The organism is Brevibacillus laterosporus LMG 15441 (genome assembly GCF_000219535.2).
GTDB classification, from domain to species: Bacteria; Bacillota; Bacilli; order Brevibacillales; family Brevibacillaceae; genus Brevibacillus_B; species Brevibacillus_B halotolerans.
Genome location: NZ_CP007806.1, coordinates 4,013,932 through 4,029,439, shown reverse-complemented (window position 1 = coordinate 4,029,439; position 15,508 = coordinate 4,013,932). Strand labels below are relative to the sequence as shown.

Below are 15,508 nucleotides of genomic sequence, written 5' to 3'. Positions count from 1 at the left end.
CTTTTAAATAAGAAAGGATCTTGTTGTGGTCTTTTTTTATTCACCTGACGAAAAAATACATTCGTTATTATGCACAGGAGAGTGAATGAGATGACAAAGCCATTTTCAAGCTTATCTAAGAGACAAATATTGCGTGATATACAGGCGCAGGAATATGATCTGCTGGTGATCGGGGGCGGAATTACGGGAGCTGGAATAGCGCTGGATGCACAAGTACGTGGGATCAATACTGTTTTGATTGAAATGCAGGATTTTGCTGCTGGGACCTCTAGCCGTTCGACAAAGCTCGTTCATGGAGGCTTGCGTTATTTAAAACAACTAGAATTGAAGCTGGTTGCCGAGGTAGGGCGAGAACGAGCAATCGTGTATGAAAATGCGCCCCATGTCACCACGCCAGAATGGATGTTGCTTCCCATGATAGAAGGGGGAACATATGGTAAATTTGCTACATCAATCGGCTTACGAGTTTATGACGCACTAGCAGGGGTCAGGAAAAGTGAGCGCCGTATCATGCTCAACAAGGAGCAGACGCTGGCCAAAGAGCCGCTACTAGCCAAGGAAAAGCTAAAAGGTGGAGGTTATTACGTAGAATACCGGACAGATGATGCTCGCCTTACGATGGAAGTAATGAAGGAAGCGGTGCGACGGGGAGCAACAGCTATCAATTATATGAAAGCAGAGGACTTGTTGTATGAGAATGGCAGGGTATATGGAGTGATAGCTATAGATCAGTTCAGCGGTGAGAAAATTACGATTCGTGCTAAGAAAATCATTAATGCGGCGGGTCCATGGGTAGATACCATTCGAGAAATTGACGGCTCGAAAAAAGGGAAGAGACTGCATATCACAAAGGGTGTTCATCTTGTCATAGACAAAAAAAGATTTCCATTAAACCAAGCGATTTATTTTGACACACCTGATGGCCGCATGGTGTTTGCCATTCCCCGAGATAATAAGACCTACGTAGGAACAACCGATACGAACTATCAGGAAGACATTGCTAATCCCAAAATGACTGTAGAGGATCGTGACTACATTCTTCGTGCGGCTAATTTTATGTTCCCATCGCTTAAACTAACAGGAGCAGATGTAGAATCCAGTTGGGCAGGCTTACGTCCATTGATACACGAGGATGGCAAATCCCCGTCTGAGCTTTCGCGTAAGGACGAGATTTTTCTGTCTGAATCAGGTCTATTAACAATTGCAGGCGGGAAGCTGACTGGGTATCGCAAAATGGCTGAGAGAATTGTTGATCTACTAGTGGAGCAATTCAAAACAGACGGGCAAGGCAATTATCCATGTTGTACAACCGATAAAATTCGTTTATCTGGCGGCGACGTAGGCGGAGCTGACAAGTTTAAGTTATTCAAGACGGAAAAGATAAAAGAAGGCGTCTCAATCGGTCTATCTGAGGGGGAAGCAGAGCAGTTAGTTGCTCGCTATGGGTCAAATGTATCTCAGATTTTCTCACGAATAAGCGAATGTGAGGCAGAAAGAGCGGAAGCGGGATTGCCTGCACAGGTTTTTGGCCCTCTTATGTATGCGATAGAAGAAGAGATGGCAATGACTCCAGAGGACTTCTTTGTTCGTCGTACAGGAGAACTTTATTTTCATATACAAGGGGTTAGAGATTGGAAGGAGCCTGTTATTGCTTATATGGCTAAAAAGCTAGGGTGGAGCACAGAGGAAACAGCTACTCACAAAAAACGTTTAGAGCAAGTAATCCATGATGCCGTTATTCCACTCAGTGAATGACAGCAGGGCTTCGTTTTGAGTAGAAAGAGCTTAGGTAGCAACCGATTCGTTCTTTTGTCATCTCTGTGTAACATAAGATTGGTAGAGTAATAGAGAAAGGGGTGGGAATATGCTTGGAGAAATCCTTTCGCTAACCATCGTCAAATATAGCCTCTCTATTTTACTTATACTAATCATCTTAGGCGTAGCTGGTTTGATATACGCTGCATACGTGGAGCCCAAGTCCATGGTGATAACTCGTCATCAGTTAGAAATTTCAAGATTGCTCGATAAGAAGCAGGGGCTTACAATCATCCAATTTAGCGATACACACGTAGGCCCCCACTTTTCGCTAGCCCAATTAAAAGAGGTTGTTACCCTCATTAATGAACAGAAGCCTGATCTGATTGTGTTCACAGGTGATCTTTTGGATCGGGTCAGGAGCTTTAAAGAAAGCAAGGACGAATTGATAGCCATTCTAGCAGAATTGAATGCTCCCCTTGGTAAATTCGCAGTGTATGGAAACCATGATCATGGCGGTGGTGGGAGTAAATATTACCGACAAGTGATGGAGCAAGCTAACTTTGATTTACTTGTCAATGATGTGAAAACGATTGCGTTGGTAAATAAAAAAGTGATTACCATCGCTGGCTTAGATGACTTTTTACTTGGCAAACCAAAGATAGAGGAGACATTAGGACGGCTTGATCAAACAGAGCGGCTTACTTATCAGAAAGAACAGACTTTATCCACTCAATTGCCCAGTTCTACTTCACCTCTTGCAGAGAATTTCGTCATATGTCTCGTTCATGAGCCTGATGTTGCTGATCGGATCGTTAGCTATCCGGTTGATCTGCAATTATCAGGGCATAGCCATGGCGGACAAGTGCAGATTCCTCTGCTGGGGCCTGTGATCACTCCTTCTTTAGCTCGAAAGTATAAAGAGGGTCTATACCAGCTTCGCCAAGGGAATCACACGATGCAAGTATACGTGAATCGAGGCATTGGGACGACAAGATTACCAATTCGTATGGGAAGTAGACCAGAGATTGCTATTTTCAACTTGGAAATATAGCACAAATTTTTATGGGGCGCCGGGAAGAGAGCCGTGTTAGAATCAGGAATAGATATTTTCTTACTGATTCCTGAGGAGCTGTTACAATGAAGACAATACAGGTTTATCACTATGATGCCTTTAGCACGCAACCTGATAAAGGAAATCCAGCAGGTGTAGTCTTTACAGGTAATGAACTGACGGAAAAAGAAATGCAAGAGGTAGCACAAAAGGTAGGGTTTAATGAAACGGCTTTTGTACTGGCTTCAGACGTAGCTGACCTTAGAATTCGTTATTTTACACCAGGACATGAAAATAATCTCTGCGGTCACGCAACCATTGCTACGATTTATGCGCTAAAGTCTACAGGACAATTAGAGGATAAAAATCATCTAACCATTGAAACAAAAGCAGGAATATTACCAATAACAATGGAGATGGGCACAGATGATGAACGGTATATTACGATGAAGCAGGCAACTCCGCAGTTTGAGGATTTTACAGGGTCTCAGGAGGAGCTAGCAGACTCAATCGGTCTTACAATCGACGATATCGAATCTGATTTACCGATCAAATACGGAAGTACAGGTATTTGGACCCTGCTAGTACCTATAAAAAAGCTGAGTGCCTTTACAAAAATGAAGCCTGCTAATGCACGCTTTCCAGGTGTGTTACAGGAAATGCCAAAAGCATCTGTTCATCCATTTTGTCTGGAAACGTATGATTCTCAAGCACACATGCATGGACGCCATTTCTCCTCGCCGTTTTCAGGTACAAGGGAGGACCCTGTGACAGGCACGGCTTCAGGCGTGATGGGAGCCTATTATGCTCAATATATAAGCGATGATTTTGATACAAAACTACGTCTCGTGATCGAACAAGGTCAGGAAATCCAAAAGGACGGTAGGGTAGAGGTAACCATTCGTAAACATCATGAAACGTATGATGTTGAGATTACGGGTACGGCCGTTTATGTGAAAGCATTCGAAATCTCTATCTAAGACAGAGCAGTCGGGGAAGGATTATTCTCTCCCCCGACTGCTTTTTTGTGTGCATGTACGAATGTTAAGACAGCGTGAATACATACAAAGTAATCATCTGTATGGAAGTAAGCAGATGGTAACGAATCTATTAAGTACTTTTTTTGACATTACGTAAGGCGGTTGAAAAACGAGAGACAGCTTCATGAATCTGGTCATCCATCACGCGACCAAAAGTAAAGCGAACATAGCCCTTTTGTGTACCGAATACACTTCCTGGAACATACACAATCCCTTGTCTGATAGCTTCCTTGACTAATTGCTGCTCGTTAACATTCTCCTTTATTCTGCACCAAATGTGAATCCCGCCCTCAGGTGCCAGAAACTCTACCTGATCCTCAAGCTGATCATATAAGGAAAACGTCATTTTATCCTTGTTAATCGCGAGTGAGTTCCGAAGCTTGTGTAAATGGGCAGGGAAATCCTCAGACGATAAAAACTTGGTTGCAAGCCATTCCGGTATAATACTATGTCCAAAATCGATTTGCTGTTTGGCGTCTGCTAAACGTTCAATAACCGTTTGCGGGCCAAATATCCAGCCAATGCGCAGACCAGATGCAACAATTTTGCTTAGAGAACTGACATAGAGAACCGTACCGTTTTCATCAAGCGATTTTAGTGTTGTAGCTTGTGTGTTATCAAAGGCTGTTAGACTGTATGGGTCATCCTCAATGATCGGTATGCCTAAGTCAGAGGAGATTTCTAGAACCCGCTTTCGACGCTCTACGCTTAAATATGACCCATTCGGATTTTGAAAATTGGGGTTAAGAAAGACCATCTTTATACGATGCTGTTTATGTAACTCTACAATATCATCTGGATTAATCCCGCTATCATCAACAGGCAGTAGGAAGGTTCTTAGTCCTGCTGATCTAAATAACGGCAAAGAATAACAATAGGAGGGGTCTTCAATTGCAACTGCATCGCCTGGTTGCAATAAGCACTGAACAATCAAGTATAGAGCTTGCTGGGCCCCGGAAGTAATTAATATAGATGATGGTGTTGCAGAGATATTCCGCGATTCCTTTAAGTGTAAAGCGATGGTTTCACGTAGCTTCAGGTTACCCTGTGGATGGTCGTAACCTACGTGATAAGTGAAAGTTTCATTGGACATGATGCTTTGAAAATAGGAGGAAGCAGATAAATCAGGTGATAGCTCCCCGCTTGCCAGATCGATCAAATCAAGACCAAAAGTCTCTTTTCGTATCGAACGCATCATTGCTGTGTTTGGAAGAAAGGACCCTGTTTCAATCAGTTTCTCCCAGTTTGGAATGCGCTTGCGAGATGCTCCCCAGATATCCCGGCTTACAATCGTCCCTTTTCCCCGTAAGCTTTCCACAATACCGGAGGCACGCAATTCTTCATAAGCAGCTACAATGGTCGAACGATTTACATCTAATTCCTTGGAAAGTAAACGTTCGGAAGGAAGGATTGTACCTGAAGGATATTCTCCATTCGTAATACGCTGTTCAAGATATTGTGAAATTTGCTTATATATAGGGATTCGACTTTTACGATTGGGTTGCCATTCCATACAAGATTTCACTTCCTTTCAAGTCATTTAGGCGTGTGGATGGTCATAATAGGCTGGGACTGGACGGTTCCTTTCAGATCATACGTTTTTATAATGAAAAAATAGCTCTTTATGTTACTAAAACATATTATACCTATTCTTACAATTATCAGGCATGCTGAGAGGAGAGAAGATTATGAAATATCGCAAGTTTCCGAGTACAGATTCTCTAGTATCTGAGATAGGCTTTGGGGTATGGACGGTAGCAACCAAATGGTGGGGTGTAACCGATCGAGGTGTGGGAGAGAGACTTCTCCAGTCTGCCTACCACGATTATGGAATTACCTTTTTTGATACGGCGGATGTCTATGGCGATGGCTATGGTGAGGAAATCATTGCAAAGACATTAGGGAATGTGCGTGATAGGCTATTTATAGCTACGAAATTTGGATATGATATCTACCAAAACAGGGGGGAGAGAAAAGGGCACGCAGAGCTTCCCCAAAACTGGTCTACAAAGCATATTATGCTAGCCTGTGAACAGAGCTTGAAACGGCTTCACACAGATTATATTGATTATTACCAGCTTCACAATCCTCGGATGGAGGCCATCCAAAACGATGAGATCATAGAAGCTCTGGAACAATTAAAAGCTCAAGGGAAAATTCGTCATTATGGAGCGGCGATGGGACCCGATCTAGGCTGGAAAAATGAATCCGTGGAGGCATGGAAAAGAGGGTATGAAGCGGTGCAGGTCATCAACAATATAGTCGAGCAGGAGCCGGCTAGGGATTTATTACAGGTAGCAGCAGAAGAGGCACGAGCATTAATCATACGCATCCCGCATGCCTCCGGACTGTTGGATGGTACGTATGAACCTAATCAGCATTTCAGTAAATCAGACCACAGAGCCCATCGTCCTGTGGAGTGGATGAGAGCGGGCAATGAGGTAGTGAATGAAGTAAAGGCTAAAGGGATATTTGATTCTGAAAAGCGTACATTGGGACAGTTGGCGATCCAGTTTTCGCTCTATCACTCCTCTGTTCTCTCTGTAATACCGAATATGACGAGTGAAGAGCAGCTAAGAGAGTTTGCGCTAGCTTCAAAGACAACTCCTCTTTCCAAGGAAGAATACGAGCAATTGGAGCTACTCTGGGTAAACGGATATGGTGAGCGTTTACGTCAACCTCTATCCGATTCTAGTAGTAAACCGGCTCCTAAATAGTAGTAGGATACTTCATTTTTTGAACGTCTGCCTCTTCTGGTACCCGTTGTGGCGCTACATGGCGGTGGTCAGACTATCGTTATCAAAAGGATCATATAGCTTTAAAAAAAAAGTCTCAAAGATTGACGAGAGCTCTCCTCTGTCTATCTTTGAGGCTTCTTTGTCTTGTTATTGTGTTGTGAAGTAAGGGTTAGTAACGTTAAAGGTTAATTTTGTGACTATTTCTTGTCGGTATTGTTGCAAAGTATTGAACATGGATGAGGGAAATGGTTTCAGATTGGATGGCGACTTTTTAGGGTTCGTTCATTAGGATAGGAATGTGGATTGGTGGTTATCAATTTTAAAAATCAACAGGAAAGGGGTATTCGATAAAAAATGAAATGGGCTCTTTATACTTTCATTTTCGCTGCGATTTCATTGCTTACAGGCTGTGGTAACAGACTACTGGTTTTAGACCCAAAAGGACCTCAAGCCCAAACACAAGCCGACGTAATTATGATCTCCATTTGGACGATGTCGTTTATTGTTGTTGTAGTTATTGCTCTTTTCGTATTTATGGTCACAAAATATCGGGCCTCTAAACAAAAAGAAGAATATGAGCCTCCCTATATAGAAGGGAATCTGGTTGTAGAAATGGTTTGCGTGGGGATTCCAGTACTCATCGTCATTATTCTTTCTGTGATCTCTGTGAAAAGCAATTATATTGTGGAGTCAAGACCACAGGGATATGAGGATAAAAAACCGTTAGTTATTTATGCTTCAAGCTCCAATTGGAAGTGGCACTTTAGTTATCCACAAGAAAATATCGAAACGGTCAATTACCTACGTATCCCTATAAATCGACCTATTGAATTTAAGCTTTATTCCTATGGACCGATTACTAGTTTTTGGGTTCCGCAATTAGGAGGACAAAAATATGCCATGGCAGACATGGTTACAACTTTACATCTAGCCGCAGATGTACCAGGCGATTATATGGGACGAAATGCAAATTTTAGTGGAAAAGGCTTTGCTGAAAATACATTCAATGTTGAGGCAATAACGGAAGCGAAATATACGAAATGGGTGGAAGAGGTGAAAAAAACGGCTGAACCTCTTACGGAACAAAAATTCAATACATTGCTAGAGCCGGGGCATGTTGGACAATCCACCTATACGGGAACACATTTAGAGTTTAGACCAGCTCCAGAAGGTGCAAATGGCGGGCATCACCACCATCATGGTACAGCTCGGGACGAGTAGTTTCCTACGTTTTTCCACAAGACAATTATTTTCAAAAAGGAGCCACAATAGTATGGATTACTTTACGAAATTCGCTGTTCCTCATCCCAGCCCTGCGATTTATGCATCGATGGTTGCCATTATTCTGACTATGCTCGGGATCATCGGAGCACTGACCTATTATAAAAAATGGGGCTATCTCTGGCGGGAGTGGTTAACGACGGTGGACCACAAACGGATCGGGATTATGTATCTCATATCAGCTCTGTTGATGCTATTTAGAGGTGGCGCTGATGCGATCATGATGCGCGCTCAGACAGCCGTACCAGAGAATACCTTGCTCGATGCTCAGCACTATAATGAAATATTTACAACACATGGGACTGTGATGCTCATCTTTATGGCAATGCCATTCATTTATGCATTAATGAACTTTGTCGTCCCCTTGCAAATCGGGGCTCGTGATGTAGCGTTCCCAAGGTTGAATGCACTAAGCTTTTGGTTGTTTTTTATGGGTGCGATGCTATTTAACATTTCGTTTGTCATTGGAGGTTCCCCGGATGCAGGCTGGTCTGCTTATTTCCCGCTGGCAGGCAATGAATTTAGTCCATCGGTCGGTACCAACTATTATGCGCTAGCTCTCCAAATCTCTGGACTTGGTACCTTGATATCCGGTATTAACTTTATCGCTACGATTCTTAAAATGAGAGCACCTGGTATAACACTGATGAAAATGCCTATGTTTACATGGTCTGCTCTCGTCACGAACGTAATCGTAGTTTTTGCATTTCCTGTATTAACAGTGGCACTGATCATGATGACGATGGATCGGCTATTCGGAACACACTTCTTCGCATCGACGAATGGCGGTATGGATATGCTTTGGGCGAATTTATTTTGGGTGTGGGGACATCCTGAAGTTTATATCTTAGTGCTTCCTGCTTTCGGTGTATATAGTGAGATTATTTCAACCTTTGCACGCCGCAATCTGTATGGTTATAAATCAATGGTTGCTTCTATGGTGATCATTTCACTGCTTTCCTTTTTAGTTTGGACACACCATTTCTTCACAATGGGACAGGGAGCGTTAACAAACAGTATCTTCTCCATTACAACAATGGCCATAGCTGTTCCTACGGGGATTAAAATATTTAACTGGCTGTTCACTCTTTGGAGGGGCAAAATTGTTTTCACTGTTCCGATGCTGTATTCTTTAGGCTTTATTCCGATTTTCTTAATTGGCGGGGTAACTGGGGTTATGCTTGGAATGTCAGCAGCCGACTACCAATATCATAATACGATGTTTTTAGTAGCTCACTTCCATTATGTCATCATACCTGGTGTTGTATTTGCCATGATTGCTGGCCTTACTTACTGGTGGCCAAAAATGTTTGGTTTTATGCTGAATGAAAGAATTGGCAAGTGGGCGTTCTGGGTTATTGCCATTAGCTTTAACGTGGCATTTTTCCCGATGTTTCTCTCTGGTTTAGACGGACAGGCTCGACGTATGTACACCTATTCTGAATCAACAGGCTTTGGACCATTGAACTTTATTTCGTTCATTGGAGCACTTGGCCTGCTAGTGGGCTTTGTGCTACTTGTTTATAACATGTACTGGAGTATTCGCTTTGCTCCAAGAAATATAGAGGCCGACCCATGGGATGCACGTTCTCTTGAATGGGCAACTCATAATCCCGTACCAGCGTATAACTTTGCTATTACACCGCAAGCTCAGTCAATAGAAGCATTCTGGGATGCTAAGAAAAAAGGCCATCCCCTGTTTCAGGGTACCTATAAAAAGATTCATATGCCAAATAACAGTGGTGCCCCGTTTCTTTTGAGCTGTATCTTTTTTGTATGGGGCTTTGCCTTTGTATTTTCTATGTGGAATGTTGTAATCCTTGCAACCATTGGAATTTTTATTTGCCTGACTCACCGATCATTTGAGCAGGACGACGGTTATTACATCTCGGTTGAAGAAATAGAAGAGACCGAAAATAGATTGCGAGGTGCAATGAAATGAAAATAGATCACTCGCTACCGCTTGAGTACAGTACAGAACAAAACTCCTTAAACATTCTAGGATTTTGGATTTTCCTGGGGGCTGAGATTGTACTGTTTGGAACGCTGTTTGCTTCTTATTTCACCCTGGTCGATCGTACTGGCAACGGACCTACTGGAGCCGAAATTTTCGAAATTACTCCTGTGCTGGTTGAAACGATTCTGCTTTTAACAAGTAGCTTTATCATTGGCCTTGGCATTCATGCCATGCGTATCGGCAACAAAAAAGCAATGCTTACATTCTTTGCGATCACATTGCTGCTTGGGCTTGGATTTTTAGGTGTCGAAATCTATGAGTTTCTTCATTACAACCACATTGGAGCGGGCTTGCAAACTAGCGCATTTACAGCGATTCTGTTAACAACATTGGGAACCCATGGAGCCCACGTTTCCTTTGGATTAATTTGGGGCTTCTATATCATCATGCAGGTTAGGAAGCGAGGATTGACTCCTCAAACAGCGAATAAATCATTCATTTTCTCACTGTACTGGCATTTCTTAGACATTGTGTGGATCTTTATTTTTAGCTTCGTCTATCTGAAAGGAATGATGGTAACATGAGAGAATTATTCCCTCGCAAACAGGTAATCGGCTTTAGTTTCTCGCTGATTCTTACTGCATTGGCCCTGACCGTTTATTTCTTTACTATGTCATTTGCAGTTGGGATGACGATTCTGCTTGTAACGGCGTTCATTCAAGCTGCCGTTCAGCTCGTTGTCTTTATGCACACAGGTGAGACAGGAGACAAAATATCCATCTATACCAATCTCTATTACGCATTATTTATAGCGCTTGTTACAGTCTTTGGAACTCTGCTATGCATGATCTGGGGGTACCAGTGATCTGTTCGTAATCAAAACATAAAAAAGGAGCCTAATCTTGCTGGATCGGGCTCCTTTTTTCTCCTTGAACACGAGGTTGGTTGATCTGTATTGCCTTACTGCTTTTCCTTCAATCGATAGGTCTCGAAAAACTCTTGTTTAGCGATGCGATATACTTCTGAATAGTCCAATGGCGATACGAGATAGTCGCCTTCCTTAACGATCATTTTCTCTTCCCAAGCCGCAAGAAAATAAAATTCCTTGGTCGGGATGTTGGCTTCTTTTAGCAGGTCAGAGGTTACTTCAATCGCTTTAATTTCTCCGATTGCTTGATACTCTTTAAATCCATCTTTTGCTTCTCCGATTTGTTTATATCTTTTCGTGAACTTGTCCGGTTTTAAGATGTACATCTCTTTAGCTTCGGTTTGATTTTTCACAATCATATCCTTAGCTGCGGCGGTATTTTCTGTTTCGACACCATCTTTTGTGATGGTTGCAATTTTTTCGCCTCCTACTGCTTCTTTGGCAAAAACGCGAGTGAATTTTTCATAGGTAGGGGCTTTTTCTAGTTTAGGCTGTAAAAGAGAAATCATGTCCTGTTGTGAAATAGGGTCATTTTCGGTAGAACGGAGGGGGTCACAAGCAGTTAACAGAAGCATAAGGGCAAATAAGGCAACTATCATTTTTTTCATAGATGTACCTCCTAGGGTTATGATTTGTCATTTCAAGACTATCGTACCTATAAGGAATAAACAATAAGTATCGCGTACTATATTGCTACTTCTTTCCTTGCGATGTGTTCATACAGAAAGTACAATAGGTAATAACTGATAATTCTGATAAAATATAGTAGATTTTTTAGAAAAAGGAGGAGAGCCGATGCTACATCAGGCATGCACCAAATTAGAAGAACTGTATTCAGAAATGGTTGACTTACGCCGGGATTTTCATATGTATCCGGAGCTGTCTTTTCAAGAGATGGAGACACCGAGAAAAATTGCAGCTTATTTGAGAAAGCTTGGTATTGAAGTACAAGAAGGGGTTGGCGGCCGAGGAATTGTTGCTAAGATTTATGGGAAAAAACAGAAGAGCCCAGAAGAGCAAGATAAAACGGTGGCGTTTCGAGCCGATTTTGATGGGCTCCCGATTCAGGATGAGAAGCAGGTGGAATATAAATCAAGGGTCCCTGGAGTCATGCATGCATGTGGTCATGATATCCATACAGCGGCTTTGTTGGGAACAGCTACGATCATAAAAGAGTATGAGCAAGAATTTAGTGGAACAGTGGTTCTGATCTTTCAGCATGCTGAGGAATTAGTCCCAGGTGGAGCGATCTCGATGATAGAGGATGGCTGCCTGAATGGGGTGGATGTTATTTATGGGGCCCATGTATTCTCAGGGCTACCACTGGGAGTGATTGGCGTACAGGAAGGATATATGCTGGCCGCGGGCGATGAATTTCAAATTGAAATTCGGGGCAAAGGAGGACACGGTGCAAGTCCTCATGAGTCTATTGACCCCATAGTGATTGGTAGCCAGCTTATTTTGAATTTGCAGCAAGTGGTAAGCAGACGTGTAGATCCTCTGCAACCGGCCGTATTAACGATAGGCTCCTTTCAAAGCGGCGCTACTTACAATGTAATTCCAGACACTGCACAGATTCTGGGAACAGTGCGAACATTTAGTGAGGAAACCCGTACTGGTATCGAGCAAGCTATGCAGAAGATCGTCCAGCATACGGCTGAGGGCGCAGGCGCGACTGCGCAATTTACGTACCGCAGAGGCTATCCGTCTGTCTGGAATGATCCTGTAGAGACCAAGAGAGTGGAGGCGATCGCGAAGCAGCTAGTCGGGAATGAGCGAGTGATCCGTGTTCCACCACAGATGGGTGGGGAGGACTTCGCTTATTATTTACAAAAAACATCAGGTAATTTTATTGGTGTAGGAGGCGGGAATAGTGAAATAAATGCTACATATCCGCACCATCATCCGATGTTTGATGTGGATGAACGCTCAATGCTACAGATCGGCAAGCTATTTTTGGGCTTACTTGCTGAGCATTTCGTTCTTTCTGATGAAGCCTAAGGAATAGTCGCAACAACCTGAACAGCACGAAGGGACCAGAGAAAAAGTGTAGGAGGAGTCTCTGATGGCATGGGTAACGGTAGTGTTTCTATTTGTTTTATACATGATTAACTATCTGGATAAATCGATTGCTGGATATTCCGCTACCCAAATTATTCAGGAGATGACGCTTAGCCCAACAGAATGGGGATTGGTAGGTAGCAGTTTTTTCTGGTTTTTTGCTATTGCTGGTGTCATTGGGGCGGGGATATCTGACAGGATAGGCACGAAAAAAATGCTGATGATCCTAGCGATTTGCTGGACGGTTGTACAGGCTGGCTCACTTGTCATTACAAGCTTACCTATCTTAATAATGGCGAGAGTTTTGCTAGGAATCGGAGAAGGACCTACATGGCCAGTTATTGTTAGTCATCTTAGCAAGTGGTTTCCAGCCGAGCGGCGAGGTTTTATTTTTGCCTTGTTAACGCTGGGGGCGTCCATTGGTTCTAGTTTGTTTACTCCCGCTTTGGTATCGTCTATAGAACACTGGGGATGGAGATGGGCTTGGGCTGCACTGGGAGCTGTAAGCTTCGTCTGGGTCATTTTCTGGCTGGTAGGTGGAAAGGAACATCCAGATCAGATAGATGTGTCTAAAAATCCGGTATCCTCAAAGAACCATTCTGTACAAATTCCAACAATCCAGTCTGTCAGGAAAGCCCCCTCATTGCATTGGTCTGATGTTCGTCACACCCTATTATCAAAAGATTTCTTATTTTCCTTCCTGCTCTACTTTGCACAGATGTGGGGTGTGACCTTTGTCTTGGTTTGGTTACCAACGTATCTAGTGAATGTAATGAAGCTGACCTCTACTCAGATGAGCACATCTATTGCCGTGATTGGTTTACTCTCTGGACTAATCACGTTGTTAGCTTGTATGCTGGCAGACCGTTTGTTTCAAAGAACGAAGCTAATACGCCGTTCCTATGTGACAGTCGGAGGTATTTCTGTTCTGACAGGAGGTATTCTATTTAGCTTGGTTCCGTTGTTTCAATCTCCGACCATTCTTATTGCCCTTTTTTGTCTTGGAATAGGATTAACGACAACAGCAGGCAGTCTAGCTTCTGTGATTGGAAGTACGCTGTTACCTGAGCGAACAGGTTTAATCATGGGAGTCATGTCTGGACTAGTCACGTTGGCAGGAATGATTTCTCCGCTTGTGATAGGAGCCATCGTTGAAGCTGCTGGAGCTAATCTAACGACTGGATTTCATCAGGTCCTACTTCTGAATGCTTTTATTTATGCTACTAGTGGTTGTCTGTTCCTTTTATTTGTAAAACGTAAGGAGCAGGTCAAATTATCTCATAGCGCTAATGGGGAGGGAAAGTATTCGTGAATTCTATCATGACCTTCGTAGCTACAGGGGATTATCTTCAAACAAGACGGGTGCCGAGTTATCAGGAGCATAGCTTTCAGGAGATTGCAAAGCTGATTGGTCAGGCAGATGTGCGCCTGACTAATTTAGAGATGCACGTTTCTTACAATGAGGGTACCCCTAATGCGATTTCTGGCGGTACTCATGTGCAATCAACTCCTGATCGATTAAAGGACCTAGTCGCATATGGCTTTAATTTAGTGGGAACGGCCAATAACCACTCCATGGATTTTAGTCACGATGGCCTGCTACTAACCAACAAATATTTGCGAGAGGCAGAAATATTGCACGCAGGAATGGGGGCAAATTTGTTTGAAGCAGGTCGACCTGCTTATTTGGATACCCCTGCTGGTCGAGCTGCGCTCATCTCAGTGACCTCCTCCTTTCATCAAACCCATCTTGCTTCCGAACAGCGCCGTGACGGGAAAGGTCGTCCTGGTGTAAATGGACTTAGGCATGTGAAAAAACATTTAGTTTCGCAGGCTGATTTTGAGGTGTTGAAACGAATCGCTAGTCAGACTGAGGTAAATGCTTTATACGAAATGCTAGTAGAAGAGGCATTTCTGTCCCCCTTGCCAAAGGGAGTTTTACCATTTGGCTATGATATGTATGGATATCCGGCTATTTTTTATGCAGGAGAAAAAGAGAATTTGCTCACAATGCCGCATGAGCAGGATATGAAACGCTTGGAGTCTAGCATTGATGATGCCTCACGTCAATCGGATTATGTTATCGTAAGCTTTCACGCTCATGAAATGAAAGGGACAAATAAGCAGCTTCCGGCTGATTTTGTAGAGATCGCTTGTCGCAGGTTCATTGATGCAGGGGCCCACGCGGTAGTCGGGCATGGTCCGCATACGCTGCGAGGTATCGAGATTTACCAAAATCGACCGATTTTTTATAGCCTAAGCAATTTTATTTTTCAGGATGAAACACTGGAGGTTTTACCACAGGAATTTTATGATGCTAACTCACTCCCGCATGATATGACCATTATGCAGGCCATGGATTCGAAAACCGACCAAGGGACAAAAGGCTTGCTGACGATTCCTGAGGTTATGGAGTCGGTCATCGCCTCATGGAGCATGGAGAATGGACAAATAAAAGAAATCATCTTGCACCCCATTGAACTCGGATGTGGTAAAAAACGCCATCAGAATGGGTTTCCCAAGCTAAGCAGGAATGAAGCTATTGTAAAACGAGTAGCAGAACTATCAAAGCCATATGGAACAGAGATTCAAGTTTCGGATGGGATTGGAGTTGTACATATCACACCAAAAAAATTGGAATAAAAGTGTAAAGTTTTACAGAAGGATTCAAAAACATGTATTTTATATTTATAA

Annotated in this window: 13 protein-coding genes; 11 read left to right on the top strand and 2 right to left on the bottom strand. The window is 43.0% G+C overall.

Annotation, left to right across the window (positions count from 1 at the left end):
- Window positions 1-90 precede the first annotated feature (90 nt).
- The 3 genes from BRLA_RS17760 (at window position 91) to BRLA_RS17750 (ending at window position 3,789) form a co-directional block, all read left to right on the top strand.
- Window positions 91-1,755 carry a glycerol-3-phosphate dehydrogenase/oxidase gene (locus BRLA_RS17760; protein ID WP_003336494.1) on the top strand — a complete coding sequence of 555 codons (1,665 nt, stop codon included), beginning with the start codon at window positions 91-93 and terminating at the stop codon, window positions 1,753-1,755.
- Window positions 1,756-1,864: 109 nt separating this feature from the next.
- The gene (locus BRLA_RS17755) at window positions 1,865-2,809 is read left to right on the top strand and encodes a metallophosphoesterase (RefSeq protein ID WP_003336495.1); all 945 of its coding nucleotides are present in this window, start codon (window positions 1,865-1,867) and stop codon (window positions 2,807-2,809) included.
- 86 nt (window positions 2,810-2,895) lie between these two features.
- Window positions 2,896-3,789 carry a PhzF family phenazine biosynthesis protein gene (locus tag BRLA_RS17750; RefSeq protein WP_003336496.1) on the top strand — a complete coding sequence of 298 codons (894 nt, stop codon included), beginning with the start codon at window positions 2,896-2,898 and terminating at the stop codon, window positions 3,787-3,789.
- A gap of 130 nt (window positions 3,790-3,919) precedes the next feature.
- On the opposite strand, the gene BRLA_RS17745 is transcribed toward BRLA_RS17750, so the two are convergent.
- Complete coding sequence (locus BRLA_RS17745) at window positions 3,920-5,362, bottom strand: MocR-like pyridoxine biosynthesis transcription factor PdxR (protein WP_003336497.1); 1,443 nt, start codon at window positions 5,360-5,362, stop codon at window positions 3,920-3,922.
- Window positions 5,363-5,537: 175 nt separating this feature from the next.
- On the opposite strand from BRLA_RS17745, the gene BRLA_RS17740 reads away from it, so the two are divergent.
- The 5 genes from BRLA_RS17740 to qoxD all read left to right on the top strand — a co-directional run bounded on the left by BRLA_RS17740 (window position 5,538) and on the right by qoxD (window position 10,690).
- Window positions 5,538-6,566, top strand: coding sequence for an aldo/keto reductase (locus BRLA_RS17740; RefSeq protein WP_003336498.1), 1,029 nt, complete (start codon window positions 5,538-5,540; stop codon window positions 6,564-6,566).
- 375 nt (window positions 6,567-6,941) lie between these two features.
- Window positions 6,942-7,808 (top strand): cytochrome aa3 quinol oxidase subunit II, encoded by an 867-nt coding sequence (gene qoxA, locus BRLA_RS17735; protein ID WP_003336499.1) that lies wholly within the window; start codon window positions 6,942-6,944, stop codon window positions 7,806-7,808.
- A gap of 52 nt (window positions 7,809-7,860) precedes the next feature.
- On the top strand, window positions 7,861-9,810 hold the full coding sequence (qoxB, locus tag BRLA_RS17730; protein WP_003336500.1) for a cytochrome aa3 quinol oxidase subunit I: 1,950 nt from the start codon (window positions 7,861-7,863) through the stop codon (window positions 9,808-9,810).
- On the top strand, window positions 9,807-10,409 hold the full coding sequence (gene qoxC / locus BRLA_RS17725; RefSeq protein ID WP_003336501.1) for a cytochrome aa3 quinol oxidase subunit III: 603 nt from the start codon (window positions 9,807-9,809) through the stop codon (window positions 10,407-10,409). Before qoxB ends, qoxC begins: the two co-directional genes overlap by 4 nt.
- Window positions 10,406-10,690, top strand: coding sequence for a cytochrome aa3 quinol oxidase subunit IV (qoxD, locus tag BRLA_RS17720; protein WP_003336502.1), 285 nt, complete (start codon window positions 10,406-10,408; stop codon window positions 10,688-10,690). The genes qoxC and qoxD overlap by 4 nt, the downstream gene beginning before the upstream one ends.
- A gap of 95 nt (window positions 10,691-10,785) precedes the next feature.
- On the opposite strand, the gene BRLA_RS17715 is transcribed toward qoxD, so the two are convergent.
- Window positions 10,786-11,361, bottom strand: coding sequence for a hypothetical protein (locus BRLA_RS17715; protein ID WP_003336503.1), 576 nt, complete (start codon window positions 11,359-11,361; stop codon window positions 10,786-10,788).
- Window positions 11,362-11,548: 187 nt separating this feature from the next.
- Here BRLA_RS17715 and BRLA_RS17710 point away from each other — a divergent pair, with 187 nt between their 5' ends.
- The 3 genes from BRLA_RS17710 to BRLA_RS17700 all read left to right on the top strand — a co-directional run bounded on the left by BRLA_RS17710 (window position 11,549) and on the right by BRLA_RS17700 (window position 15,457).
- Entirely contained in the window at window positions 11,549-12,754 is a 1,206-nt protein-coding gene (locus tag BRLA_RS17710; protein ID WP_003336504.1) for a M20 metallopeptidase family protein, read from the top strand.
- Between the two features lie 64 nt (window positions 12,755-12,818).
- Window positions 12,819-14,126, top strand: a complete 1,308-nt coding sequence (locus tag BRLA_RS17705; RefSeq protein WP_003336505.1) for an MFS transporter — start codon at window positions 12,819-12,821, stop codon at window positions 14,124-14,126.
- On the top strand, window positions 14,123-15,457 hold the full coding sequence (locus BRLA_RS17700; RefSeq protein ID WP_041752332.1) for a CapA family protein: 1,335 nt from the start codon (window positions 14,123-14,125) through the stop codon (window positions 15,455-15,457). Before BRLA_RS17705 ends, BRLA_RS17700 begins: the two co-directional genes overlap by 4 nt.
- Window positions 15,458-15,508 lie beyond the last annotated feature (51 nt).

Excerpts from the sequence above, each read along its gene's own strand:
- qoxA (WP_003336499.1), top strand. The coding sequence starts at position 6,942 with ATGAAATGGGCTCTTTATACTTTCATTTTCGCTGCGATTTCATTGCTT.
- BRLA_RS17705 (WP_003336505.1), top strand. The coding sequence starts at position 12,819 with ATGGCATGGGTAACGGTAGTGTTTCTATTTGTTTTATACATGATTAAC.
- BRLA_RS17715 (WP_003336503.1), bottom strand. The coding sequence starts at position 11,361 with ATGAAAAAAATGATAGTTGCCTTATTTGCCCTTATGCTTCTGTTAACT.
- qoxC (WP_003336501.1), top strand. The coding sequence starts at position 9,807 with ATGAAAATAGATCACTCGCTACCGCTTGAGTACAGTACAGAACAAAAC.
- BRLA_RS17750 (WP_003336496.1), top strand. The coding sequence starts at position 2,896 with ATGAAGACAATACAGGTTTATCACTATGATGCCTTTAGCACGCAACCT.
- BRLA_RS17755 (WP_003336495.1), top strand. The coding sequence starts at position 1,865 with ATGCTTGGAGAAATCCTTTCGCTAACCATCGTCAAATATAGCCTCTCT.
- BRLA_RS17710 (WP_003336504.1), top strand. The coding sequence starts at position 11,549 with ATGCTACATCAGGCATGCACCAAATTAGAAGAACTGTATTCAGAAATG.
- BRLA_RS17760 (WP_003336494.1), top strand. The coding sequence starts at position 91 with ATGACAAAGCCATTTTCAAGCTTATCTAAGAGACAAATATTGCGTGAT.
- BRLA_RS17745 (WP_003336497.1), bottom strand. The coding sequence starts at position 5,362 with ATGGAATGGCAACCCAATCGTAAAAGTCGAATCCCTATATATAAGCAA.
- qoxD (WP_003336502.1), top strand. The coding sequence starts at position 10,406 with ATGAGAGAATTATTCCCTCGCAAACAGGTAATCGGCTTTAGTTTCTCG.
- qoxB (WP_003336500.1), top strand. The coding sequence starts at position 7,861 with ATGGATTACTTTACGAAATTCGCTGTTCCTCATCCCAGCCCTGCGATT.
- BRLA_RS17740 (WP_003336498.1), top strand. The coding sequence starts at position 5,538 with ATGAAATATCGCAAGTTTCCGAGTACAGATTCTCTAGTATCTGAGATA.